Raw genomic sequence first — 21643 nt, forward strand, 5'->3', positions numbered from 1 at the left:
AGAGCCCATGCGGAGATTTGGCCGCATTTCCGTCCACGTAACGGGCAACGGACATTCCCCACCTTTCTCAGCGCCAGCCAGAGGTAAATATGTCAGCAGCAGCGCACCCAAAGCGAATCTGAAAGGAAATGCTAACCAATCCCTTTCCGCGTGCTTTAACGCTCCCTGTTTTACGCTCTGCGAACATAAAAGGACGTAATGCAGATGAACAGGCAGGCGCGGTGGCAATGGGTTTTGAAATGGATTCTCCCGGCAGCCACGTCATTAATCATAGGGTGCGTTCTTTTAGGCACCCTCCACTGGGCCGCAGCAAACACAGATATAGTAGCCCAGACTCGTCAGCGGGATCTCGCCAGGCTGATCGTCTCAAAGATGCAGGTCAGCGTCGCTCATGATCAGGAAAGCGCGACCGTCTGGGACGATGCCGTTCGGAACACTAGCGCGCGGGATTTGGGTTGGCTTAACTCAAACCTCGGCGACTGGATGCACACTTATTTTGGGCATGACGCGGCCATCGTCCTTTCCGCCGACCTTAGCCCGATTTACGAGTTCATAGCGCCCTCGAATTCATCGTCGTCGGACGATATGCGCGTCGCTTACATGCCGCTGGCGGTTGCATTGCAGAAACGACTTGCTGCCAGCGACACCGAAGGCGTCACGGACCGGGTGCTCTCAATCGGCGAAAGCGACCTTGCATACGTCGGGCGACGACCGGCGATTGTGAGCGTCAAGCCAATCGTCTCAGACACCGGCGATATCGAGCAACAGCCAGGCGAGCAAAATCTCCATGTGGCTGTGAGGTTCCTCGACGAAAGTTTCGTATCCGAGATCGGAAAGGAATACCAGTTTGCTGAAATGCAGTTCGCGGAGGACGCTCCAACGGACGCTGAGCACTCATTTGTTCCCTTAACGGATCGTTCAGGCGCGGCGATCGGCTGCTTCACCTGGCGCCCATTTCGTCCCGGTGCGAGCGTGATGAAAGCGACCCTGCCGGCGGTCGGCCTCGCAGCCTTTGCCATTTTCCTCGCGGCGAGCGTGTGTGGGCATGCGATCTGGAGACGTTCAGCTCGGCTCGCCTCAAGTCGTGAGGAGCTCCAGCATCTCGCGTCGCGCGACCCGCTGACTGGCCTTTCCAACCGCGCTCATTTCAACAAGGGACTCACCGCTCGGCTCGGGGCAGCTTCCCAGAACCAGAGCCACTGTGTGCTGTTCATCGACCTCGATCGGTTCAAGGCAGTCAACGATACTTTCGGGCACGCGACGGGAGACAAGCTCATCTCACTCGTGGCCCAGCGGATGAATGAGATCATGCCGGCGGCGCTGATCGGCCGCATCGGGGGTGACGAATTTACCGTCCTGCTCGAAGAAGCCGACGACAAAGTGGCCGCCGCTTGCGCTAAGATCGTGCAGCGCCTGCGGGAGCCTTTCGAGATCAATGGCGCCCATATTGTCATCGGCGCGAGTGTCGGAGCTGCGGTTGCTGCCGGCCCCGCGGATCCGTCGGAACTCACCCGTCAGGCCGACATCGCCCTCTATCACGCGAAGGCTGCGGGTCGAAACACTTTCGCGATCTTCGGCGGCCATATGGACGAGTTGCTGCGCAGCCGTCGGAAGCTTGAACACGACCTTCGGCTGGCGCTCGAAACCAGGTCTCAAATTGAGGTCTTTTATCAGCCGGTGTATTCGGCGGAGCACAAGGGCCTGTCATCGATGGAAGCGCTTGCCCGCTGGAAGCATCCCGAAGAAGGCTTTGTCGCTCCCGACGTTTTTATCCCCATTGCCGAGGAAATCGGCCTTATCCAAGAGGTCGGCGCCATCGTGCTCGAGGATGCCTGCAGTGTCATGGCGGACCTTCCTTCCATCTCTATGGCGATCAACGCGTCGACACTGGAGCTCTGTTCCGACGGTTATCCTCTTCGTGTGTTGTCCAGATTGGCGAAATGGAACATCGATCCAAAGAGACTGGAGATAGAAATCACCGAGTCTTTGGCTTTGGGTGGAGAAGGCCATAGCGATCGGAACATTGCTATGCTCCGAAATGCGGGTGTGCGCATCGCCATCGACGACTTCGGAACCGGATACTCCTCCTTCTCGCGAGTGCAGAACCTCGCGGTCGACAGGATCAAGATCGACAAGTCGTTCATCGATGCAGTGCAGGGAGAGAGCAAGCCCCTCATTGAGGCGATGATCAAAATGGCGCGGGCGAAAGGTCTTAAGACCACGGCTGAAGGGGTGGAAACGGATGAACAGAGCGACGCGCTGGTGGCACTCGGGTGCGACAGCCTCCAAGGGTTCCTGATCTCGCGGCCCCTTGCCCGGGCGGCCGTTGTCGATTTGTACAATGGAGCTGGGAAGCAACCATGCACCGCTTGAAGCGACGCCCCCCAGTCCGCCTGTTTCGCTGAATAAGCATTTGGCTAGATTGGAATTCAGCCGTTTTGCCTTGAAGTCCCAACGGCGCCTTGCTTCCCTCCACCGAGGCTTCGACCGTTGATGGATCATCTGATGGCCTCGTCCCGTGGACATAAAACTTAAAAGGGTCCTGCGACCCGACACTGGCGCCGGCGTGCGGCAAGGCATTCTGCCCCCGGCTTAAGGTTCGATTGATGAGAGGAGTTCTGTCAAAGCTCCAAAGTGCTCTCGCGCCCTCCTTAGGACGTCGGCGCTTGCGATAGGAAGGTCGATGACGGCTTCAAGAGAACGAACCACCCTGCGGGCAGCACCCCGGATTTCACGAGAAGACATGTCGGACCTCAGGATCTCCGTCGCCAGGGTGAATTTGGCGCGATAGCTTAGAGCGTCTTGGGCAGAGAGCTGCCATTGGCGGTACATCTGTTGCATTGCGCGTTAACGCGTCAGCTGCCGAAAGCGTCGCTCATCATCTGCAAACAAAGTGAACAGCATTTTAATTAAAACTTAAGCGTAAGTTAGTGGATCCTTATTAAACCTGTTGCTCTCATGACTGGTGCCCGCGTGCCGAACGCGACCCTTGTCAGGAACAAGCGCTTTAGCTTTGGCGTTGCCGCATCACGGCCTCATCTGGCGCCGTCATTCGATGGCAGCTAGATCGCGCGGACGTTTTCCGTCTTGGGTTTTTCTTGCGATCCTGTCCAACGTCGTAGGAGACCTTCGAACCTCAACGTGCTTTCCGGCTTGCGAAGTCCCCCGGTCCAGATGCCTAGCATTCATTCGGCGGCGTGACGCATAAAGTATTCAGCCGGACGTTCGATCTTTGCGATTATTTCGAAGTCCCCGGGCATGTGGTGCAGGTCCGAGCCGGGTACCATCAACGTCCAAAATTCAGGCTCTTCGCCGAAAATCGCAGAGACTCGAACGACCGTGCTCTTGCCGCCTTCGCCCTTGATGGGCCTGGCCCAATAAAATTCGTCCGGAACTAAACGCTCTACCGACATAGCATCGACTCCCACTCGGAGGGAAAATAGCAGAAATTCTTGATTTTGGAACATTCGTCATGCCGGCATCCCCAAGTGGAAAGTACGGTTGAGAATGCGGTCATGTCGGTCGGTCCTGTTTCCGCTGAACGGGCACTGCCGCAACCAAGGCCATGCACTCCTTCGCCAGGCCAGACCTGTACTCCATCGCATAAACTGATAGAACGAGCGCCCGCGGAAATCGGAGAAATCGTCCGCTGCAGGACGCGGCCGGCAGCGGTGGAACTAGAAAACGGTCTGCACGTTTTCCGGCCGCCAAAAGGAAGCTCAACGACATGAACATGGCCTCGAAGATTGCTAAATCCCCTGCTGTCCCATCCATCGCGCACTTCTCGCCGAGGCCCGCCAGGCTCGCGGCTCTCCGTTGGACGACGTCGCAGAAACCACTGGTCTGACTGTGGCAGAGGTGACAGCTCTGGAGAACGACGCGGATTTCGACGCGTCGCGGATCCGAAGAACAGCAGCCGCTCTAGGGGTTTTAGACAAGATTTGAGACTGGAACCGGCTTTAACGAGCCTTCGGCGAACTCCGGGTGTAGATGCACAAGATTGTCGGCGGGGCGCTGTCGATGCTGGACGGAAGCGGAATGCGGTCTTCGTCTCGCGCTCATGCCGCCGAGAAGGTACATGGCGATCAAGGCGGCCAAATCGACTGCCATTGTTCTGCGCATGTCGTTACGGTCCAAACATCATCCGATAACATGGAGCCTATCCGACTGATAAAAGCTGCTCCAGCCATGAAGGTTCCTTTACACGAGCCGCCGGCCGTCCTGAAATCCCGCGACGAAGCTACCGCGCGACAATGGCATGATTTCCATTAGAGCGCCTAGCAGGATGAACCACCTGCAACCCTTTGCCTTCGATCAGTCGTTCGTATTCCTCCTCCCTGCAACGCCATAGCAGCCACCTGCGATCTCGATCAGCTTGTTGCGGTCCGTGATGTGGACGTTGCCGCGTGTCGATCTGATGGCGTGCATGCTTTCAAGAATGTGCAGCTCATCGGTGACGCCAGCCCGCCGGATGCCCAGCAGCAGCGCTTCTGACTGGAGGATCCGGCAGTTTTTTCCGAGAAGTTCCTCGGCGGTGTAGCCGGTCAGATTGAGAAAGGCGTCATTCGCGAGCACGATGGGCAATCAAGTTCCCGTGCATCTGAGGCTACCATCGGCATCCTTATGCGCTGGAAGGCGAAAGCGGCGAGCTATCTGCGGTCACCATTCCTTGTTTCGTCGCCGCGGCAGGATTGTCGGCATTAATGTCGGATGGTTGTGAACGAGACAATGTTGACCTCAAAACCCTTCGCTAGCGCCGTCCCGAAATTGTTCTGTATGACGGACACAAGGCCCCTGGTGAGTTGGCACAATGCTTCTCGCCGTCGAAGGCGATGGACCAGTCCTGAAGGGTAGCGGCTTCAGACGAGCACCCGCAGCTAGGCCAGTTCGATCAACATGTTCAGGAAGGCGCGAACGGACGGGTTGGTTCGGCGGCTCTCCGGCCAGACGGCCGTAATGTTATGGCGGTCCACTGAAAACTCGGACAGAACCGGGGTCAACTCGCCGCGCTTGATCCACGGCGCAGCCGTAAAACTCGTGCCCATTCCTACGCCTGCGCCCGCAGCAATTGCAGCAATAACAGCTTCGCTTGCATCGACGACAATACCGGAAGAAGGCACGATCTCGATCTCCCGTTCGCCAATCCGGAAAGGCCACCGAAACAGTTGGCCCGTGCTTTGGTAGCGCATATTGACCGTCTCGTGCCCCTCAAGGTCATCGGGATGCTCCGGGGTGCCTCGCGTAGCAAGATATTCGGGCGACGCGTAGCAACAGAGCCGATGCGGCGAAAGCCGGCGTGACAGAAGGCGCGAGTCACCGAGCTCACCGATACGGACAGCCAGATCGATACCCTCTTCGATGAGGTCGACCATTTGGTCGCTCAGCCGCAAATCGATCGTCACCTTCGGGTGCAGTTTCCGGAATGCGGCAAGCGCAGGCGCAATGACATGCAGGCCGATCGGCAGCGACGCTGCAATTCGCAGGGTGCCGGAGGGCTCTGCCCGCGCCGTCTTGGCCACCTGCTCGATCTCTTCCGCATCGCGCAACAGGCGCAAGGCGCGCTCATGCAGGTCGCGCCCCTCGGCGGTCAAGGTCAGCGAGCGCGTCGTCCGCATGAACAGCGAGACGCCGAGATGCTGCTCAAGCCGCTGAACGCTCTTGCTGATCGCCGAGGGAGAGATAGAAAGCGATCGAGCGGCCGCTGTGTAGCTCCCCAGAGACCCTGCTTTCGCGAACGCAATAAGGCCGGCCAGCCTCTCCAAACCCATTTGTTCCTTCATGGCACTATTAAAGCGAACAACACCGCAATTATCAACGGTGTGGCGCGGGGTTATCTTCTGATTGAACAGTGAACCCTAAAGTGAGGCTATGATGACCGAGACGATGAAAGCAATTCAGCTGCACGAGTTTGGTGGCCCGGAAGTCTTGCGCTACCAGAATGCGCCGCGACCCACACCGGCAAGGGGTGAGGTCCTGGTTCGCGTTCATGCGGCAAGCCTCAATCCACCGGATCTCTACCTGCGTGAAGGGTATCGCGCGCTGCCGCCTGAATGGCAACCCGATCCTGTGTTTCCTTTGATCCTTGGTACCGATGTGTCGGGGGTGGTCGCGGCAGTTGGCGAAGACGTCTCGGGATTCAAAGTCGGCGACGAGGTCTTTGCGATGGTGCGTTTCCCGGAAGACGTCATGAAAGGCAGCGGCGCCTATGCTGAGTATGTCCGCGTGTCCGCATCGGAAATGGCAATCAAGCCGTCGGGCATCGAACACATCCAGGCAGCCGGTGCGCCGATGTCCCTGCTCACCGCCTGGCAGTTTCTGGTCGAACTCGGTCACGATGCCCCGAACCCGTTCCAGTCGTTCCCTCATGCGCCAATCCCGCTCGATCGCAAGATCGTTGTGATCAACGGTGCCGGTGGCGGCGTCGGGCACCTGGCGGTTCAGGTCGCGAAGTGGAAAGGGGCGCGCGTGATCGCTGTCGCCTCCGGCAAGCACGAGGCGCTTCTGCGCGAGCTGGGCGCTGATCAGTTCATCGACTACACCACGACGTCCGTTGAGGCGGCCGTACAGGATGTGGATCTCGTAATCGACGCTGTCGGCGGCCCTAACATGGAGCGCTTTTTGAGGGTCCTGAAGCGGGGCGGAGCGCTATATCTCGTCAACCCTCTGGGCTTTTCCGGTCATGAGGAAGCGGCAAGGCGCGAGATAACGGTGTCGTCGACACAGGTTCGCTCGAACGGCGCGCATCTGGCCGAGGCCGGTCGATTGCTCGACGACGGCACCATTCGCGTCGTGATCGACAGCGTCTATCCGTTAGCGGAAGCGTCAGCTGCGCATCAGCGCGCGTCTCACGGAAGAATTCAGGGAAAAATTGTGCTCTCGGTTGTTTAACGAACGCAAGTCCCGCCGGTCAAATCCACATCAGTCGGCTGTCGGAGGGCGGCGGCAGCAGAAGGAGGCGTCATGCTCATTATAGCCGGACACATACACGTCGATCCCGCTGACGTGGTGCAATTTCTCGCCGACCTAAAGCAGCTTGCGATTACCACGCGAAAGCGTCCCGGCAACATTGCTTATGACGCCGCGGTGGACGATCTACAGGCCGGAAGGTTGCTCATATCGGAACGATGGGCAGACCAGACAGCGCTCAGCGCTCATCTCGATGCCGCCGATACCGTCTCGTTTGTTGGTCGGTGGCAGGGCCGCATGCAAGGGGATGTCCGCAAGTTCGACGCTTCGAACGAACGTGGGCTGATGGACAGTTAAGCCTCGCTTCTATAGTCACCCTAGCGGGCGACCGGATCACTTCTCATTCAAAAATTGTTGCGGTGCAAAAATGGCAGACCCTCTTTCATTGGGTTCTCACCAACTCTTATTGTGCACGTGCGAACAGATCGCTTCTGCAACCCGCCGGACGAGAGATATTCCAACGTCCGGCCAGAAAGAGGATCCAGATATGGGTGATCTCCTGAAAGGCATCTCCAGTTTTCGCGGCGCCGTGTTCCCGACCCACTCGGCGCTCTACCGCAAACTCGCGCGCGAAGGCCAGCAGCCCCATGCGCTGATGATATCTTGCGCCGACAGCCGCGTGATGCCGGAAACGATAACGCAGTCCGGCCCCGGCGATCTCTTCGTCTGCCGCAATGCAGGCAATATCGTTCCCCCCTTCTCGACCCTCAACGGCGGCGTCTCGTCCGCAATCGAATACGCCATCCTGGCGCTCGGCGTCAGTGACATTGTCGTCTGCGGTCACTCCGATTGCGGGGCGATGAAAGGGCTGTGCCACCCACAAATGCTGGAACCAATGCCAAACGTCTCAGCCTGGTTGCGGCACAGCCACGCGGCCTATTCGATTGTTTGCCAAGCCTATCCCGACGACCTTTCCGACGCTGAGCGTGTACGTGCGGTAGCGATGGAAAATGTTGTCGTGCAGATTGACCACCTGAAGACCCATCCATCAGTGGCGGCAAAGCTCGCGACCAACGAAATCACACTCCACGGCTGGTTCTTCGACATCGAGACGGGTGAGGTCCAGGTCTATGACGGGGTTCTGGCAAGGTTTACGGAGGTACAGGAGGGGGAGCAGCTGCCGGTGGCCTTCACGGGACGAGGCCATCCGCATGTCATGCCGCGGATTGCCGCAGCGCTCGCAGGGGAGTAGTGCCATGACAAACACCGGCTCTGTTTCACGCGACCTCGCTTCGTCTCTCGTGGTTTTCCTTGTTGCTATTCCGCTTTGCCTCGGCATTGCGATCGCATCGGGGGTGCCCGCGGCCATGGGGCTGATCTCCGGTATCGTAGGTGGCATCGTTGTCGGCCTGCTCGCGGGGTCGCCTCTACAGGTCTCCGGGCCTGCCGCCGGTCTTGCCGTGATCGTCTTCGGCTTCGTCGAACAGCATGGCATTGCCATGCTCGGTCCTGTGCTCCTCGTTGTCGGACTTCTGCAGATCGTGGCGGGTTTCCTGAGAATTGGCTCGTGGTTCAGAGCGATTTCTCCGGCGGTGGTTCATGGCATGCTCGCCGGCATCGGCATTTTGATCATCCTGGGACAGATCCATGTTCTCATGGGTGCCAAACCCGCCGCAGGCGGCATAGAGAATGTCACCGCCATCGACGAGAGCGTCAGCCGGTTAACGGGCACCAGTGTCACCAACGAGGCCATTGCACTGTTGGTCGGCCTTATCGCTCTCCTTGCAATGGTGTGTTGGGAGAAATTCCGCCCGAAATCACTGTCGCTCGTCCCGGGAGCTCTTGTCGGTGTTGCTGCCGCTACAATCTTGACAATCACGCTTGAACTCCCGATCGCCCGCGTGGACGTGCCCGCCTCTCTTATTGACAGCATATCCTTTCCGACGCCCGGGAATTTCGCCCAGCTAGTGCAGCCCGGCATTATTTTAGCGACGTTGATGATTGCCGTCATTGCAAGCGCCGAAACGCTTCTTTCCGCGGCCGCCGTCGACCGAATGCACGATGGAGAACGTACCCGTTTCAACAAGGAACTATTCGCCCAAGGCGTCGGTAATGGCCTTTGTGGATTGCTCGGGGCATTGCCGATCACGGGTGTCATTGTTCGTTCATCGGCCAATATCCAGGCCGGAGCTCGCACGCGCACCTCGGCAATATTACATGGCGTTTGGATCCTGGGGTTGGTTGCGCTTTTGCCGGTGATACTGGCAATGGTGCCCTTGACGGCGCTAGCCGCTGTACTGCTCGTCACGGGCTGGCGGCTGATCAGCCTTCACCATGTCCGCCACTTGTTCGAACACCATGGTTTTGTACCGGTCGGAATCTGGGCAGTGACGGTGGCAATGGTTGTCCTTCAGGATTTGCTGGTTGGCGTGGCGCTCGGCCTTGCGCTGTCGATACTGGAAATTCTCCCCTATCTGCGCCGAAAGCTTGTAATCAGGCATGCTGAGATCGACGACGAAATTCATGTCCGTTTGCGCGGAGCGGTCACCTGCAAAGACGTGCCGGCGCTACTCAGCACTTTCGAAGGGCTACCCGACGGCCGCAAAGTCAATATCATCGGCAAACATCTGTTTTACATGGATCACACCAGCGCTGAGACGATTAGCGAATGGCTCCGGCGCGAGACGAAATCTGGGCGAATCGTTGAGATCCATCCGCCCCGGACCGCCCGTCATCCCCGCCTTAAGCCGCTGTTTGACCGATTCTCAGCCGAAGCCGCCTGAACCTGGGAGGGAGAGCAGCTCCATTGCTCTCCCGTCGCTCGTCTCTAAATGCAAACGTCGTCGCGGGACAAATTGTCGGAGGGTAATTGGATGGTCGCAAACGACGCTGTACATTCTCCTGCGGATATTTGACGGCGGTTCGAACGATGCGGAACCGCTATCGGCAATCACCTGGCGCACTAGAAGTGCCTCCTGGATGCTCCATCATCGGCAAACCCTGGAAGCAGCGCTGGCATCGTAGGCAACGACCGCACCATAAGCCTACTCGTTCGCGGATCCGGCGGACGGGCCAGCGTTCCGTGCCATGAGCATCGTCTCGATTCCCGCGCTTGCCTTTGCTTTATGGCTTCAGTTCACGTTCGACGTTCACCTCTGGGTCCATCTGGTCCCGACGGTTCCACCGACCGGCCGGCATGCATATTGTTGTTGAGGCCCCTGAAAGGATGGCTGGTCTGCTCGCGTTACTTCCACAAAGCTGAAGAGGGTCGAATCAATCGAGGGGGATGAAGGCGAGCACGATCCCGAACTGAAGGGCGCCGTCGCAAGCTCGGAGTGGGCGCTCGCCATCTCCGCAATCCTCCTCATCGCCTTGGCGGGTTGGACCCTACGGAGACTGCACACAGCGGCCGCACCTGCGAACAGGTTCCTTCTGTTCGCCCACCCTGGACATGTCCTGTCACGAGCACTGCCGTGCTCATCGATCTGCTGGCTGGGGAAGACCAAGAGGAAATCGACTACGAGGTCAGCAGTGGCCGGAAGATACTCGATGCTCGCACGAAGATGATAGTTCATCATTCCTGATTGACTTGCCGCGACTGAGCAGGAGCCCGGCTACCGAGGTGATGATCATGGCCGCGCCGGCGAGTACCGGCAATGTCGGGCTTTCACCAAGGAAAGCCCAGCAGAGGAAAACGGCAATGATAGGGTTTACAAAGGTGTAGGTTGCGACCAGTGCGGGCGACACCCGCTTTAGGAGCCATATGTAGGCGGCAAAAGCGATCACGGTACCGGCGAAGGTCAGGTAGGCCCAGCCACCGAGTGAGACGGCGGAGATTTCGGTCAATCGCAAGGTTGTCAGTTCGCCAGACACCGCGCTGATCGCCAGCAAGGCAGCGCCGCCGGCGAGCAACTCAAGGCCGGCGAGGGCCGTCGACGCGAATTCGGCGGAATGACGCTCCGAGACAAATGTTCCGATGGCCCAAGATAGGGACGCCCCAAGCAGGAGAAATAAGTCACCGAGACGTAGCGCGTGCCCGCCGGAAGTCATTTCCTGCCATGCAATGAGTGCGACGCCACCAATGCCGGGGACCAGGAGTGCGATGGCCATGCCTGTTGGACGGTCGCCGCCCGGAACGAGTGACTGCAGGAGCGCGATCCACAGTGGGATCGTCGCCAACATCAGCGCCGCGAGACCCGTGGGAACCCGCTGTTGCGCCTCCGCCAAGACACCATGGCACCCGACAAAGAAGAGCAGGCCGCAAAGCCCCGCGACGGTCCACATTCTGGCTGAGGGCGATGCGGCGCCTCTTATTCTCGCATAGCCATAAAGAATAGCGCCACCGACCAGGCAGCGCACGGACATCAGAAGAAACGGTGGCATGGTTCGCAGTCCAAGCGCAAGAGCAAGATAGGTCGAGCCCCAAATAAGGTAGATCGCTGCAAACCCCGCGCCGATCCCAACATGTGATCTGGAAAGCGTCATGATGGTGATAACCTGCTAGATGTTATAACCACAACATAAAGGGGAATTGGAAGTTCCGTGAACGCAGCCGGGAATTTGAGGGCGAAGACCATCGCGCCAAAGTGGATCTTAGCGATCCGGTTTGAATACCGTAGCGTGGCGCTTGCGCACGGCTGCCAAGACGGCTTCCGAAAGCGCACGCGTTTCTAAGCTGGCAGGCCGCCAGCGAGGTTTGAGATGAACAAGGATCGACGGGAACTCACGATCTACTCGTGGTGATCAGGTGCAAGGCAGAATTGCCCCTTGTAACCGCTGCTGCTGACAGCTTGCGATCGAATGTCGCCAGCTGGCCCCCACGCGCCTTGGCTAGCGCAAGCAGGTAGGTGTCAGTTACCTGCCCCGACGTTAGAATTTTCGTGGGAGCGATATCACCTGACCCGACAAGGCTCACATCGTCCGGCCAAAAACTGTGACCGGGGAGCGACCGCAATTTGCGGACAATTTCCATCACGAGTGACGGTGAACCGGGAGAGTTGGGATATTTGGGGTTGCCGACAATCCGGATGACACCATTTTCGGTAATGGGGCAGCTAGCCCACGCGCTCTGACCTATCGCCGCGAACCATTCGTGCGCATCATCATGGGCTACATGGCCCGGATCGATTAAGGCAATCAGGACATTGACGTCGAGCAGGAAAGTCACGGCACTTCGTCACGCATGGCGTTCACGATTTCGAGCGTCACTGGCGGCGTATCCGGCCGTGTTGACAGGAGAGGAATGCCGTTGCGCTCGCCGCTGCTCGGCGGTCGGCGCAGAGAACGTCTCGCCAGCTCAGAAATGACCTCGCCGACGCTCCGGTGCTGCTGGGTTGCCATCGCTTTTGCTGCGGTCAGCACATCGTCGTCGATTGCCAAGGTCGTTCTCATCTCCGCCTCATCGCGCATCAATCATCACGCATCATATAAAGAAGGTGGTCGGCTTTCTCAAGGTGGGTACCGAAAGAACGCACCACTACGCCAATCTGTTCACCTGCGAAAACGGTTGAAATCACGTTCTCAAATGTGCGCAAATCACGGGTCCGGTTCGAACCTGCTCAAGGCGTGCATCGCTGGTTTTCGCAATGGCGGCTGAAACAATGTCAAACGAAGCCTCTGCACCCTCATTGAGCAGTGACATCACTCTCGCCTTGCCTGAAAGCTGTGATCGGCTGACCAAGCCATGCCGGTAAGTGGAACGAGCGCACAATTGCGGTAAGATGTTTCGTTTCCGGTTCTTGAGGTCCAATGTCTGAAGTCGATTGGTTAAGCCATCTCCTGCAAATCGTCACGGTAACCGGTCAGCTCGAGGTGCGCTGTGCCTATGGTGCGCCGTGGCGTCTGACGTGGGGCCGGGCGGCGGCGAACGAAATTCCCTACCACGTCATCGTCAAGGGCCGGGCCATCTTCGAGGATCCGGAGACGCGAACAGCAAGGGAACTGGTGAGCGGGGATATCGTGCTGCTTCCTCACGGTGCGGCGCACGTGCTTCACGACGGTAGCGGACAAACGCCAATCCCCACCCAGCAGCGCAAAGGCTCTGCCGGATGGATGTTGAGCGAGAACGACAGTCAGGGCGAGCAACTCGATTTGTTGTGTGGGCGATTTTTCATTGCACCGCCCCACGATCGGCTGATCCGCAATTACCTGCCTACGAACCTTGTGGCGCGAACGGGAGACGACGTCGGAAAAGACGGTATCGGATCGGCTGCCGATCAACTGGCCAGCCTGGTGGGACTGATGCGGATGGAGTCTGCCGGCGACCGCGCAGGAGGACGCGCCGTTCTCAACGCCCTTTCTTCGGCCCTGTTCACGCTGGTGCTGCGAGCGGCGAGCGAATCCGACAAAGCTCCCGAAGGCTTGTTAGCCCTGGCCGGCCACCCGCGATTGGCTCCGGCAATTGCCGCCATGCTCGCCGATCCGGCCCAGCCATGGAAACTGCCCGATCTGGCGGACTTGTGTGGCATGTCACGCGCCACATTCATGCGGCACTTTCAGGACAGGTTGGGTTGCTCCGCGCTCGACCTGTTGACCGATCTCCGCATGAGTTTGGCCGCCAACGAGCTAAAGAAGCCAGCAATCAGCACCGAGGCTGTGGCCGAAACGGTCGGCTATCAATCTGTCTCGGCATTCCGTCGTGTATTTACTGAGAGAATGGGAATGACCCCCGGGGAATGGCGCCGACAAGCGCATTCCGGGCGGGCGCGTTCCGGGGAATGATCCTTTCGCGCATTATATTGAGGTAATGCAGTCTCGATATTCTCACTGACGACCGTAAATTGGGCTCCGTAATCACTTGATGAGGGAGCCACCCAATGAACTACATCAGCAACGCAGCCAACGAACTGACGCCGACGAACGCCGTCATCGAAACCATCCTGAGCCGTAGTGCTGCCAAGTACTATGACCGCGCCGCCACCCTGAGCGACGATGAGATCCGCGACCTGGTGCGGATCGGCACGTCCGCACCGACATCGTTCCACCTGCAGAACTGGCGGTTTATCGCCGTCCGTACGCCTGACGCCAAGGCACGGCTCCATCCGATCGCCTGGAAGCAGCCCGCGATCCTCGACGCCGCCGTTACTTTCATCATCGTCGGCCAGTTGGCCGATGCCAGCACGGTCCCCCCGCGCCTGGCGCCGGTCGTGGAAGCCGGCATCATGCCGGCCCATCTGGTGCCGGAATGGGAAATCCCCGCCCGCGGTCTGTATGACCACCAGCCGCAGCGCCAGCGTGACGAGGCGGTGCGCTCCGCTACTTTCGGCGCGGCCGCGATCATCTATGCAGCTCGCTCGCTCGGCCTGGGTTCGACACCGATGATCGGCTTCGACGCCGAGGCGGTGCATCTCGAGTTCGGCCTGGCCGAAGACGAAATCCCGGTGATGCTGCTGACGATAGGGCCGGAGCGGGCCGGCAACTGGCCGCAGAAGCCGCGCATGCCGGTGGCCGACGTCCTGTCCTTCGCCTGATTACCAATCCAATCAAACAATAGGAGATTACAATGTCCAGAACCGTTGTTCTGACGCCGGAACAGGTGCCGGCTGAGTCGAAACAGACGCTCGACACGTTCACCAGGAACATCGGGTTCACGCCGAACATGATGGCGGCTTTCGCGCAGAGCCCCATTGCGTTCAACGCCTGGGCCACCCTGCTCGGCTCCCTGAGCAAAACGCTCGACGTGAGGACACGCGACAGCATCGGCCTCGCGGTTTCCGAAGTGAACGGTTGCAACTATTGCCTGACGGTTCACAGCTTCACCGCCGAACATATGGCCAAACTGCCGGCCGATGACATCATTCTCGCCCGAAGGGGCCATGCCAAAGACCCGAAGCGGGACGCGGCTGTGCAGTTTGCGCGAAACGTCATCGAAACCCGCGGCAACGTCAGCGACGCCCACCTGAAAGAGGTCCGGGATGTCGGCTACACCGACGCCAACATCATCGAGATCATCGCACTGGTGGCGATGTATTCGCTGACGAACTTCTTCAACAACGTCTTCGATCCCGAGAAGGACTTCCCTCTCGTCACTCCAGCTGGCTCGATCTGAGCCTTCGACTGCGCAACCTTTTGAAGCTTTGGGATCATTGACATGAATATTCTCCATATCGATAGCAGCCCGAGGCTGGGATCGCACAGCCGTCAGCTTTCGGCGGCGATCATCGAAAAGCTTCTTGAGGTTGCGCCTGGCGCGAGCATCATTCGACGTGACCTGGGGGCTGAACCCCTGCCACAAACCGAAGCCCTCTACGCCGTTGCGTTGGCGTCGCCGGCAACGTTGGCCGCCCCGCCGATGGGTTCTCTTGATCTTTCCGAAGCGCTTATTCGGGAAGTCGAAGCGGCCGACGTGATTGTCATCGGAACGCCGATGCACAATTTGACGATACCCTCGGTCCTCAAGGCGTGGATCGACCAGATCCTCCGCGTCGGCCGCACGATGAAGTCAACGCCATCAGGCAAGGTTGGAATGCTCCGGGACCGTCCGGTCTATATCGGCGTGGCTTCCGGTGGCTTCTTCACCGGCGAGCGCGCCAACCAGCCGGATTTTCTCACACCCTATCTGTCGCTGGCACTCAGCTCGATTGGGCTGAAAACGCAACAATTTCTCCCGCTTCAAGGGACCGCTTTCCTGGATCGGAGTCAGGCGCCGTTAGCGAGGGACAAAGCGCTCGCCGCTCTCGATCTGACCGCCGCTGAGCATTTTCGAGAATTCCACGATCGTCCTGCAATGCTCACAAGCGGTAGCAGACCGTATCGCGATGTCCTCTCGCTCCGGCAAGCGTCACCAGGAGTGTCCTGAGAGCGCGCCCAAGCTTTTGGCGCCCGCATCCAAACCCCTCCGGCCTCCGCCGGACCATGAACACGAGGCTTCAGATGATTTTACCAAAAAATACTTCCTCCCAAATCGGCGACAGGATCACCAGCAAATCAGCACCGCCTGATGACAGCGCCGTTCGGGATTGGCTCGGACCAGAGGCATTCGGCCATTGGACCGGCTTGCGGACCTGGATTGACGAATTCTATCCGGGAGTTTTCGCGCCAGACTGGCTCTACGGCGGCAAGAACCGCGGTTGGTCCTTGCGCTATAAGAAAACGAAGGCGTTCACTACCTTGGTGCCGGGATACCGACGGTTTTCGGCCATGGTCGTCATGGGCGGAGCAGAGCGAGAGAAGTTCGAGGAGCGGCGTTATATCTGGCGGACGCAACTGGTCAAGCTTTATGATGAAGCCAAAACATATATCGACGGAAAATGGCTGACGCTTGCCATCTCATCAGCAGACGATCTGCATGATGTGAGGGACCTTCTGACGATGAAGCGCCCGCCACCGGCGCGCAGTTGAAGCCGAATAAGCCGGGCTGCCGCGCGGTATCACACAGCAACACGATAACAAGGCCTTCGCGAAAGGCGTCGAGCCCACAAAGAGTTGCGCGAGAGATCGAAAAGACCTCCCACACCTGCAATTTCACCGAACCAACAAATATCCGAGGAGACAATTCCCATGAAAGCGATCGTAGTGACCGACCAGGCTGCGGGAGCAGCCGGAATCAAGCTGCTGGAGCGGCCCGAGCCGCAGGCCGCGATAAACGACGTCGTTGTTGAGGTCCATGCCGCGGGGTTCGTCAACACCGAACTGGATTGGCCTTCGACCTGGACCGATCGGACCTTTCACGATCGGACGCCATCGATCCTCGGCCACGAGCTGGCCGGTGTGATTACCGCGCTCGGCTATGGCACCACGGGGCTGTCGATCGGTCAGCGGGTGTTCGGCCTGTCTGACTGGTATCGCGACGGCACACTCGCCGAGTACGTCGCGGTCGAGGCCCGCAACCTCGCGCCGCTGCCGGGCGACGTCGACTTCACAGTTGGCGCAAGCCTGCCGATATCTGGCCTGACCGCGTGGCAGGGGCTGTTTCAACACGGCCGCTTTCAAGCGGGGCAGAGCGTGCTAGCACACGGCGCGGCTGGCGCCGTCGGCTCAATCGTGACGCAGCTTGCGCGGGAAGCCGGCGCCTATGTCATCGGTACCGGACGCGCAGCTGACCGCCAGAAGGCCCTGGACTTCGGTGCAAATGAATTCGTCGATCTTGGAAACGACACCTTAGAAGACGTGGGTGGCGTCGATCTGGTGTTCGACGTTATCGGCGGCGATGTTCAGAGGCGGTCCGCAGCGCTGATCCGGTCCGGGGGAACGCTTGTGACAGCCGTCGGACCGACGGATATTCGACCTGCCGATGGCCTGGCGATTGACTTCGTCGTCGAGGCTGATCGTGCCCAGCTATCCGAGATTATTCAGCGGGTCCGGGACGGAAGATTGCGGACGAACATCGGCAAGGTTTCAAGCTTGGACGATGCGGTCGCCAACTTCAATTCGACGGAACGGCGCGCGGGAAAGACGGTCATCCGCGTTCTCCCGTGAGCACGCCCCGCGCACTCCTTGGACGGGGGTCCTCCAGGGGGTGCGCATTGCACACAAGCTTCGCATATCGCCTTAGATTCGCTTATGCGCCTTCATTCCGGCCTTTCGGGCAGTGTTGGCGATATCTTAAGCGCTGCCGTTCGTCATCGGTTCCGCGGTTGACCTGATCGGGTGGATTTCCGACTGACGGTAAGCGCGGATCGGTGGTATCTTACTTTACTGCCGAAAAGGCTGTCGGTGATACCACAGCTGGTTAGAGCTATTGGAGACGATTTGCGCCCCCGCGCTCTGACTCAAAGGCTGCTAAGCGCCAGTTCGCCAGCCACAGCCGGATGGCAGAGTAGACGATCGTCCTCAATGATCGTCCGAAGCTCTGCATCAGCATGGCGGAAATGATCAATCCATATAGAAGTGTCTGCCAGTATCACTTGGCAGCTGCGCTTCGGCAACGTGGAGCTGCCTCTGCATCGGGCATGGTTCCGCCGAGCGCGATGAGGCGTTTTCCGGACTCTACTCGGACGAGCATCTCCAACCCCTGGCGGACTAGAGCAGCAGTTTCATTTGTGCCGGTAAGGGACCTGGCCCTTTCCATGAGAGTGTCGTCGAGATTGATAGTCGATCGCATCGTTTCCTATCCTTGTCCCCGTTTTGGCAACGAGGTTGCGTAAGCAGCAGCTTCGCCGGGGTAGGGGAAATCGTCCCCGAGCTGACGGTCCCCATCGTAGACTTTGAAGCTAGGCCCTTCAACTTGAACGATCTTATAGCCATTCACGTATTCGATCTTCGGTGTTTTCCAGCCCATCAAAAGCTCTCCAGTCCAGTCCGAGGGTTGTCTCTGAACATGGCGCCAAAGACCTCATACCCGGGGGTCTATGACCTATCAGGTACCTCACGATTAGCCAACGCTGGTTCGATCCTTTTCAAGGCGGGAATTGACCGTTCGGTTGCTCGATTACTCAGTGGCTCATGCGGCCGCCGCTTATGCCCTCGCGGCTGAATGCGATCTAGCCAGTGCTAGATCGCACGGGTGACCCGTGGCGCAACCGAGCAATCCGGAATCGTGTTCGGGGCCTGGTATCATCAGGGGTATGGACCGCCGGGATGATAGTGGTTATCTGCAGGCCTTGCTGCGATGCTGAAAACGTCGCCGAAACATCACCGCAGACACCCAAGGCTTCTCAAAGTGAAACAAGTGCGGCGCAGCTTTGCCGTCGAATACAAATCTGGACGCCGAAAACTCAGTTCCAATTCGAGTTCGATCTGGGGAGACATGGATCTCAAGTCCGTTGCGAAAGATCTGCAAGACGAGACAATGCCATTTCTTTCGGCAGCGCCTCGCGCTAGCAGCGGCGAGATGCTTCTATCCGGAGAGCAGGCCGGGCCATTGTTGACACTGCCGATGGAGCAGGAGACAAATGCATCGGCTTTACAGGAGACCACAATGGCCGACAAAAACGACACGACGACCAATGCTGACACGCCGGCCGCCGCGGCGCCTGATGTACCGAAGAAGGTGCGCAAACCTCGCGCCAGGAAGGCGGTGCCTGAAACGGCCTCAGCAGGCGTTTCTGTGCAGCCGACAGCGGCTTCGAATGCCACAGCTGGAAGGCAGAAGAGAGGACGCAAGGCAAAGTCCGACGAAGGTGCAGCAAGCGCCACGCGTGCGCCTGTCAAACGTGCTCCGAGGGGGACGACCGTACCGTTGGTGGCGGCAGTTGACGAGTTTGCGGATCTGCTGCAGCTGGAAGAGGAAAACCAAAGACTGCGCAAGCTGCTGGCGGAGAAGCTCCGTGCAGAAAATGCCGATCTGCGAAAGCGACTCAACCTGGCTTGATCGGCAGCAGACGGCCAAGCGCTGGCCGCATTCTCATGCTTATTGATGTGAATATTTTGGCGGCGGTTCGTTCTGCCGCCGACGCTTTTTCTCGCAGTTTCCACACGGGATAGAAGTCGAGGTCGAATAAAATGGCGTCTCCATGGAAACTTCTTGCTCGGCTGGTGTCGCCGCGACGGCGGCAGAGGCAAGAATACGGCTCGACCATTGACGTGAAGCCGGACTTATTGGCCATCGCCAACCCGACTGAAACTGCAGCCAACGAGTCAGACGCCATAGACCGTCCGGCAGACCAAAAGCCAGTTCTCCAGGGTTATTCCTCGGCGGTGTCAGTCGCCCCGGATCGTGCCGAACAGGCAAGCAGTGTTGATGACACGACAGATGTCAAAAGCTCCTCGCTCGAGAAAGCGGCTGATCCGGCCCCCTCCAATGGGGCCGATATAGCTGCGCACGTCGCACAAAAGGCCTTGCAGATTGACAAAGGGGCAGCGCGAAAGCGCAGCAGACAGGCCAAGAAAGCTGTCGATTCGCAACCTTCTCCACGCAGTTCGATCGTTTCTGACGATGTAATCAGCCTGGATGGCGAAATCAGGCTGCTCCGGGATCAGTTGGCGAGGAAGCTCCGACTTCAAAACGCACAATTGAACAGGATGCTGGAACGGTTCGACAGCTAAGATATCCATTTCCCGCATCTCGGGCCAATCTGCCTTAATTCCGAAAGGGTATGCTACGTTGCCGGCGCAGGCATCGTCTATCCGGCCTGCTGCCAAATGAAAGCTAGCAACTGGGTTTGTACGGCTGTGCTCAATGCCGACGCTACTTGCCTCTACTGAGATGCCTTGGCCGTCCCCGTCTCCACCATCAGCCCGACGGAGCGGTTGGCCGTGACATGAAGTCATCCTGGTCAGTTTGCCCGACCAGCCTCGCTCGAACATCGCGCAACGTGACGACAATTGCAAAGCCCAGCTCGTGCTCATCGACGACATCGCTGAGAGATTTGAAGCGACATACCTCCAACTTTGCTTGCCTCGCGGGCGATCGACGGTTGCCAGCCGGCATTTGAGCCCATTCTCGCGCCACGCCCGGGATGTTCACCACTCAGGATGAAGATCTTGATTGCGCGTGTGCATCGCCCACTCCTCATCCGCGACGAGAGGGATGGGATACCGGCTCGCGGATTTGCTATGCCCACCTCCGTCTAACCTTCCACTTGAATTGCGGCCATAGCGTCCTGCCCGGCTTTTGGTCCTGCCAGGCTCGCGCCGCCGGCAACGGCTTTGCCGTCCTCCACTGCGTTGCGGCCCTGCGGGTGCAGGCAGCGCTTGCAGCCCGGCTTTCGGACTGCCGTAGCAGGTCGCGATGGCCGCGACCTCGAAACGGAGGTTCAGACATGAGCACGCAGCAATCCAATCAACGATCCGATATTTACAGCCGCATCACCGCCAGGATCATCGCCGATCTCGAACAGGGCGTGCGGCCATGGACCAAGCCCTGGACGACGGGACATGCGGCAAGTGAAGTCAGCCGGCCACTGCGCCACAACGGCCAACCCTATACCGGGATCAACGTCCTGCTTCTCTGGTCCGAAGCCATCGCCCGCGGCTTTGCCTCGTCGAGGTGGATGACGTTTCGCCAGGCAATCGAACTCGGCGGTGCCGTTCGCAAGGGCGAAACCGGCACGACCGTCGTCTTCGCCAGTTCGTTCATCCGCACCGAGACCACCGAGACGGGCACCGAGGTCGAACAGGACATTCCGTTCCTCAAAGCCTACACGGTGTTCAACACCGATCAGATCGCCGGACTTAATGGCCGCTTTGACGACGTCGCAACTGTCCAGGATCCGATGAGCCGCATCGGCAATGCCGGCCGCTTCTTTGCCAATACCGGCGCGCTGATCCGGCACGGAGGATCGGCGGCCTATTATGCCGCTCAGCGTGACTACATCCAGATGCCGTGCCTGGACGCCTTCAGGGACGACGCCGCCTATGTCGCCGTCCTCAGCCACGAGATGACGCATTGGACCGGCGCACCGCGACGGCTTGATCGCGATCTCAGCCGCTACGCGAAAGACCGGAGCGATCGCGCCCGCGAAGAGCTCATTGCCGAACTCGGCAGCGCGTTTCTCTGCGCCGATCTCGGCATCGTCCCAGAGCTCGAACCACGCCCCGACCACGCACGCTATCTCGATAGCTGGCTGAAGGTTCTGGGCAACGACAAACGCGCCATCTTTTCCGCAGCAGCACATGCGCAGCGCGCCGTCGACTACTTGCATTGCTTGCAGCCGGAACTCGACGAGGAGGAGGCGGCGTGAGCCGTCTCTTCCTTGGCTGATAAAATGCCTGAATGACCAGGCCGTCCCCGGCCTTGCAAGCTCTCCGCAGTGAAAGCCTACGCCGCTCTATGTCGACACAGCACCAAATGGAAAAGTATTATTTGTCACTGCAGCTATGAGCCAAGGCCAGCCACACAATACCGACACGGGCGGAG

Annotated in this window: 21 protein-coding genes and 4 pseudogenes; 16 read left to right on the forward strand and 9 right to left on the reverse strand. The window is 58.9% G+C overall.

From position 1 onward, the window contains the following. Positions 1–204 precede the first annotated feature (204 nt). Positions 205–2373 (forward strand): putative bifunctional diguanylate cyclase/phosphodiesterase, encoded by a 2169-nt coding sequence (locus tag N2600_RS28255; RefSeq protein WP_260299016.1) that lies wholly within the window; start codon positions 205–207, stop codon positions 2371–2373. 812 nt (positions 2374–3185) lie between these two features. Here the strand turns inward: N2600_RS28255 and N2600_RS28260 are convergent. Further along, positions 3186–3413 (reverse strand): hypothetical protein, encoded by a 228-nt coding sequence (locus N2600_RS28260; RefSeq protein WP_260299017.1) that lies wholly within the window; start codon positions 3411–3413, stop codon positions 3186–3188. A gap of 314 nt (positions 3414–3727) precedes the next feature. On the opposite strand from N2600_RS28260, the pseudogene N2600_RS28265 reads away from it, so the two are divergent. Further along, positions 3728–3945 (forward strand): annotated as a pseudogene (locus N2600_RS28265) (helix-turn-helix domain-containing protein). A 295-nt stretch (positions 3946–4240) separates the two neighbouring features. On the opposite strand, the pseudogene N2600_RS28270 reads toward N2600_RS28265, so the two are convergent. Both N2600_RS28270 and N2600_RS28275 read right to left on the reverse strand, forming a co-directional pair. Further along, positions 4241–4548: pseudogene (locus tag N2600_RS28270) on the reverse strand (hypothetical protein). Positions 4549–4877: 329 nt separating this feature from the next. Beyond that, positions 4878–5780, reverse strand: coding sequence for a LysR family transcriptional regulator (locus tag N2600_RS28275; RefSeq protein ID WP_260299018.1), 903 nt, complete (start codon positions 5778–5780; stop codon positions 4878–4880). Between the two features lie 91 nt (positions 5781–5871). Here N2600_RS28275 and N2600_RS28280 point away from each other — a divergent pair, with 91 nt between their 5' ends. The 5 genes and pseudogenes from N2600_RS28280 to N2600_RS28300 form a co-directional block, all read left to right on the forward strand. Continuing rightward, positions 5872–6888 (forward strand): NADP-dependent oxidoreductase, encoded by a 1017-nt coding sequence (locus tag N2600_RS28280; protein ID WP_260299019.1) that lies wholly within the window; start codon positions 5872–5874, stop codon positions 6886–6888. A 72-nt stretch (positions 6889–6960) separates the two neighbouring features. Then, positions 6961–7263: a putative quinol monooxygenase gene (locus N2600_RS28285; protein ID WP_260299020.1), complete on the forward strand. Its 303-nt coding sequence runs from the start codon at positions 6961–6963 to the stop codon at positions 7261–7263. Between the two features lie 190 nt (positions 7264–7453). Continuing rightward, positions 7454–8158, forward strand: coding sequence for a carbonic anhydrase (locus N2600_RS28290; RefSeq protein ID WP_026154458.1), 705 nt, complete (start codon positions 7454–7456; stop codon positions 8156–8158). Between the two features lie 4 nt (positions 8159–8162). Further along, positions 8163–9689 carry a SulP family inorganic anion transporter gene (locus N2600_RS28295; protein WP_260299021.1) on the forward strand — a complete coding sequence of 509 codons (1527 nt, stop codon included), beginning with the start codon at positions 8163–8165 and terminating at the stop codon, positions 9687–9689. Positions 9690–9951: 262 nt separating this feature from the next. Beyond that, positions 9952–10196, forward strand: a pseudogene (locus tag N2600_RS28300) (DUF983 domain-containing protein); the annotation flags it as partial. Positions 10197–10431: 235 nt separating this feature from the next. Here the strand turns inward: N2600_RS28300 and N2600_RS28305 are convergent. From N2600_RS28305 to N2600_RS28315, 3 genes are all read right to left on the reverse strand, one after another. Continuing rightward, positions 10432–11391 carry an EamA family transporter gene (locus N2600_RS28305; protein WP_260299022.1) on the reverse strand — a complete coding sequence of 320 codons (960 nt, stop codon included), beginning with the start codon at positions 11389–11391 and terminating at the stop codon, positions 10432–10434. A gap of 238 nt (positions 11392–11629) precedes the next feature. Beyond that, a complete protein-coding gene (locus N2600_RS28310) occupies positions 11630–12073 on the reverse strand; it encodes a TA system VapC family ribonuclease toxin (RefSeq protein WP_025397970.1) in 444 nt (147 codons plus the stop codon). Then, positions 12070–12297, reverse strand: coding sequence for a CopG family transcriptional regulator (locus N2600_RS28315; protein ID WP_206120837.1), 228 nt, complete (start codon positions 12295–12297; stop codon positions 12070–12072). Before N2600_RS28315 ends, N2600_RS28310 begins: the two co-directional genes overlap by 4 nt. A gap of 357 nt (positions 12298–12654) precedes the next feature. Here N2600_RS28315 and N2600_RS28320 point away from each other — a divergent pair, with 357 nt between their 5' ends. The 6 genes from N2600_RS28320 to N2600_RS28345 all read left to right on the forward strand — a co-directional run bounded on the left by N2600_RS28320 (position 12655) and on the right by N2600_RS28345 (position 17322). Then, positions 12655–13626: an AraC family transcriptional regulator gene (locus N2600_RS28320; protein WP_222350819.1), complete on the forward strand. Its 972-nt coding sequence runs from the start codon at positions 12655–12657 to the stop codon at positions 13624–13626. 95 nt (positions 13627–13721) lie between these two features. Further along, complete coding sequence (locus N2600_RS28325) at positions 13722–14375, forward strand: nitroreductase family protein (protein WP_260299023.1); 654 nt, start codon at positions 13722–13724, stop codon at positions 14373–14375. A gap of 32 nt (positions 14376–14407) precedes the next feature. Further along, positions 14408–14953 carry a carboxymuconolactone decarboxylase family protein gene (locus N2600_RS28330; RefSeq protein WP_128439468.1) on the forward strand — a complete coding sequence of 182 codons (546 nt, stop codon included), beginning with the start codon at positions 14408–14410 and terminating at the stop codon, positions 14951–14953. Positions 14954–14995: 42 nt separating this feature from the next. Further along, the gene (locus N2600_RS28335; protein WP_170283067.1) at positions 14996–15703 is read left to right on the forward strand and encodes an FMN-dependent NADH-azoreductase; all 708 of its coding nucleotides are present in this window, start codon (positions 14996–14998) and stop codon (positions 15701–15703) included. A 74-nt stretch (positions 15704–15777) separates the two neighbouring features. Then, positions 15778–16245 carry a DUF3788 domain-containing protein gene (locus N2600_RS28340; protein ID WP_260299466.1) on the forward strand — a complete coding sequence of 156 codons (468 nt, stop codon included), beginning with the start codon at positions 15778–15780 and terminating at the stop codon, positions 16243–16245. Between the two features lie 159 nt (positions 16246–16404). Beyond that, the gene (locus tag N2600_RS28345; RefSeq protein ID WP_260299024.1) at positions 16405–17322 is read left to right on the forward strand and encodes an NADP-dependent oxidoreductase; all 918 of its coding nucleotides are present in this window, start codon (positions 16405–16407) and stop codon (positions 17320–17322) included. A 296-nt stretch (positions 17323–17618) separates the two neighbouring features. Here N2600_RS28345 and N2600_RS28350 read toward each other — a convergent pair. The 3 genes and pseudogenes from N2600_RS28350 to N2600_RS28360 all read right to left on the reverse strand — a co-directional run. After that, positions 17619–17750, reverse strand: a pseudogene (locus N2600_RS28350) (type II toxin-antitoxin system VapC family toxin); the annotation flags it as partial. Beyond that, the gene (locus N2600_RS28355) at positions 17747–17947 is read right to left on the reverse strand and encodes a type II toxin-antitoxin system VapB family antitoxin (protein ID WP_162116190.1); all 201 of its coding nucleotides are present in this window, start codon (positions 17945–17947) and stop codon (positions 17747–17749) included. The pseudogene N2600_RS28350 and the gene N2600_RS28355, both read right to left, overlap by 4 nt. Before the next feature lie 6 nt (positions 17948–17953). Continuing rightward, the gene (locus tag N2600_RS28360; protein ID WP_168724709.1) at positions 17954–18124 is read right to left on the reverse strand and encodes a hypothetical protein; all 171 of its coding nucleotides are present in this window, start codon (positions 18122–18124) and stop codon (positions 17954–17956) included. Between the two features lie 381 nt (positions 18125–18505). Between N2600_RS28360 and N2600_RS28365 the strand changes: the two genes are divergently transcribed. From N2600_RS28365 to N2600_RS28375, 3 genes are all read left to right on the forward strand, one after another. Beyond that, positions 18506–19156 (forward strand): transcriptional regulator, encoded by a 651-nt coding sequence (locus N2600_RS28365; protein ID WP_222350953.1) that lies wholly within the window; start codon positions 18506–18508, stop codon positions 19154–19156. Between the two features lie 131 nt (positions 19157–19287). Further along, entirely contained in the window at positions 19288–19830 is a 543-nt protein-coding gene (locus N2600_RS28370) for a hypothetical protein (protein ID WP_260299025.1), read from the forward strand. A 716-nt stretch (positions 19831–20546) separates the two neighbouring features. Further along, on the forward strand, positions 20547–21467 hold the full coding sequence (locus tag N2600_RS28375; RefSeq protein ID WP_162116192.1) for an ArdC family protein: 921 nt from the start codon (positions 20547–20549) through the stop codon (positions 21465–21467). Positions 21468–21643 lie beyond the last annotated feature (176 nt).

Source organism: Rhizobium sp. WSM1274 (assembly GCF_025200775.1).
GTDB lineage: Bacteria > Pseudomonadota > Alphaproteobacteria > Rhizobiales > Rhizobiaceae > Rhizobium > Rhizobium leguminosarum_I.

Excerpts from the sequence above, each read along its gene's own strand:
- N2600_RS28315 (WP_206120837.1), bottom strand. The coding sequence starts at position 12,297 with ATGAGAACGACCTTGGCAATCGACGACGATGTGCTGACCGCAGCAAAA.
- N2600_RS28330 (WP_128439468.1), top strand. The coding sequence starts at position 14,408 with ATGTCCAGAACCGTTGTTCTGACGCCGGAACAGGTGCCGGCTGAGTCG.
- N2600_RS28290 (WP_026154458.1), top strand. The coding sequence starts at position 7,454 with ATGGGTGATCTCCTGAAAGGCATCTCCAGTTTTCGCGGCGCCGTGTTC.
- N2600_RS28360 (WP_168724709.1), bottom strand. The coding sequence starts at position 18,124 with ATGGGCTGGAAAACACCGAAGATCGAATACGTGAATGGCTATAAGATC.
- N2600_RS28255 (WP_260299016.1), top strand. The coding sequence starts at position 205 with ATGAACAGGCAGGCGCGGTGGCAATGGGTTTTGAAATGGATTCTCCCG.
- N2600_RS28345 (WP_260299024.1), top strand. The coding sequence starts at position 16,405 with ATGAAAGCGATCGTAGTGACCGACCAGGCTGCGGGAGCAGCCGGAATC.
- N2600_RS28355 (WP_162116190.1), bottom strand. The coding sequence starts at position 17,947 with ATGCGATCGACTATCAATCTCGACGACACTCTCATGGAAAGGGCCAGG.
- N2600_RS28260 (WP_260299017.1), bottom strand. The coding sequence starts at position 3,413 with ATGTCGGTAGAGCGTTTAGTTCCGGACGAATTTTATTGGGCCAGGCCC.
- N2600_RS28305 (WP_260299022.1), bottom strand. The coding sequence starts at position 11,391 with ATGACGCTTTCCAGATCACATGTTGGGATCGGCGCGGGGTTTGCAGCG.
- N2600_RS28275 (WP_260299018.1), bottom strand. The coding sequence starts at position 5,780 with ATGAAGGAACAAATGGGTTTGGAGAGGCTGGCCGGCCTTATTGCGTTC.
- N2600_RS28340 (WP_260299466.1), top strand. The coding sequence starts at position 15,778 with ATGATTTTACCAAAAAATACTTCCTCCCAAATCGGCGACAGGATCACC.
- N2600_RS28335 (WP_170283067.1), top strand. The coding sequence starts at position 14,996 with ATGAATATTCTCCATATCGATAGCAGCCCGAGGCTGGGATCGCACAGC.
- N2600_RS28370 (WP_260299025.1), top strand. The coding sequence starts at position 19,288 with ATGGCGTCTCCATGGAAACTTCTTGCTCGGCTGGTGTCGCCGCGACGG.
- N2600_RS28325 (WP_260299023.1), top strand. The coding sequence starts at position 13,722 with ATGAACTACATCAGCAACGCAGCCAACGAACTGACGCCGACGAACGCC.
- N2600_RS28280 (WP_260299019.1), top strand. The coding sequence starts at position 5,872 with ATGACCGAGACGATGAAAGCAATTCAGCTGCACGAGTTTGGTGGCCCG.
- N2600_RS28285 (WP_260299020.1), top strand. The coding sequence starts at position 6,961 with ATGCTCATTATAGCCGGACACATACACGTCGATCCCGCTGACGTGGTG.
- N2600_RS28295 (WP_260299021.1), top strand. The coding sequence starts at position 8,163 with ATGACAAACACCGGCTCTGTTTCACGCGACCTCGCTTCGTCTCTCGTG.
- N2600_RS28375 (WP_162116192.1), top strand. The coding sequence starts at position 20,547 with ATGAGCACGCAGCAATCCAATCAACGATCCGATATTTACAGCCGCATC.
- N2600_RS28320 (WP_222350819.1), top strand. The coding sequence starts at position 12,655 with ATGTCTGAAGTCGATTGGTTAAGCCATCTCCTGCAAATCGTCACGGTA.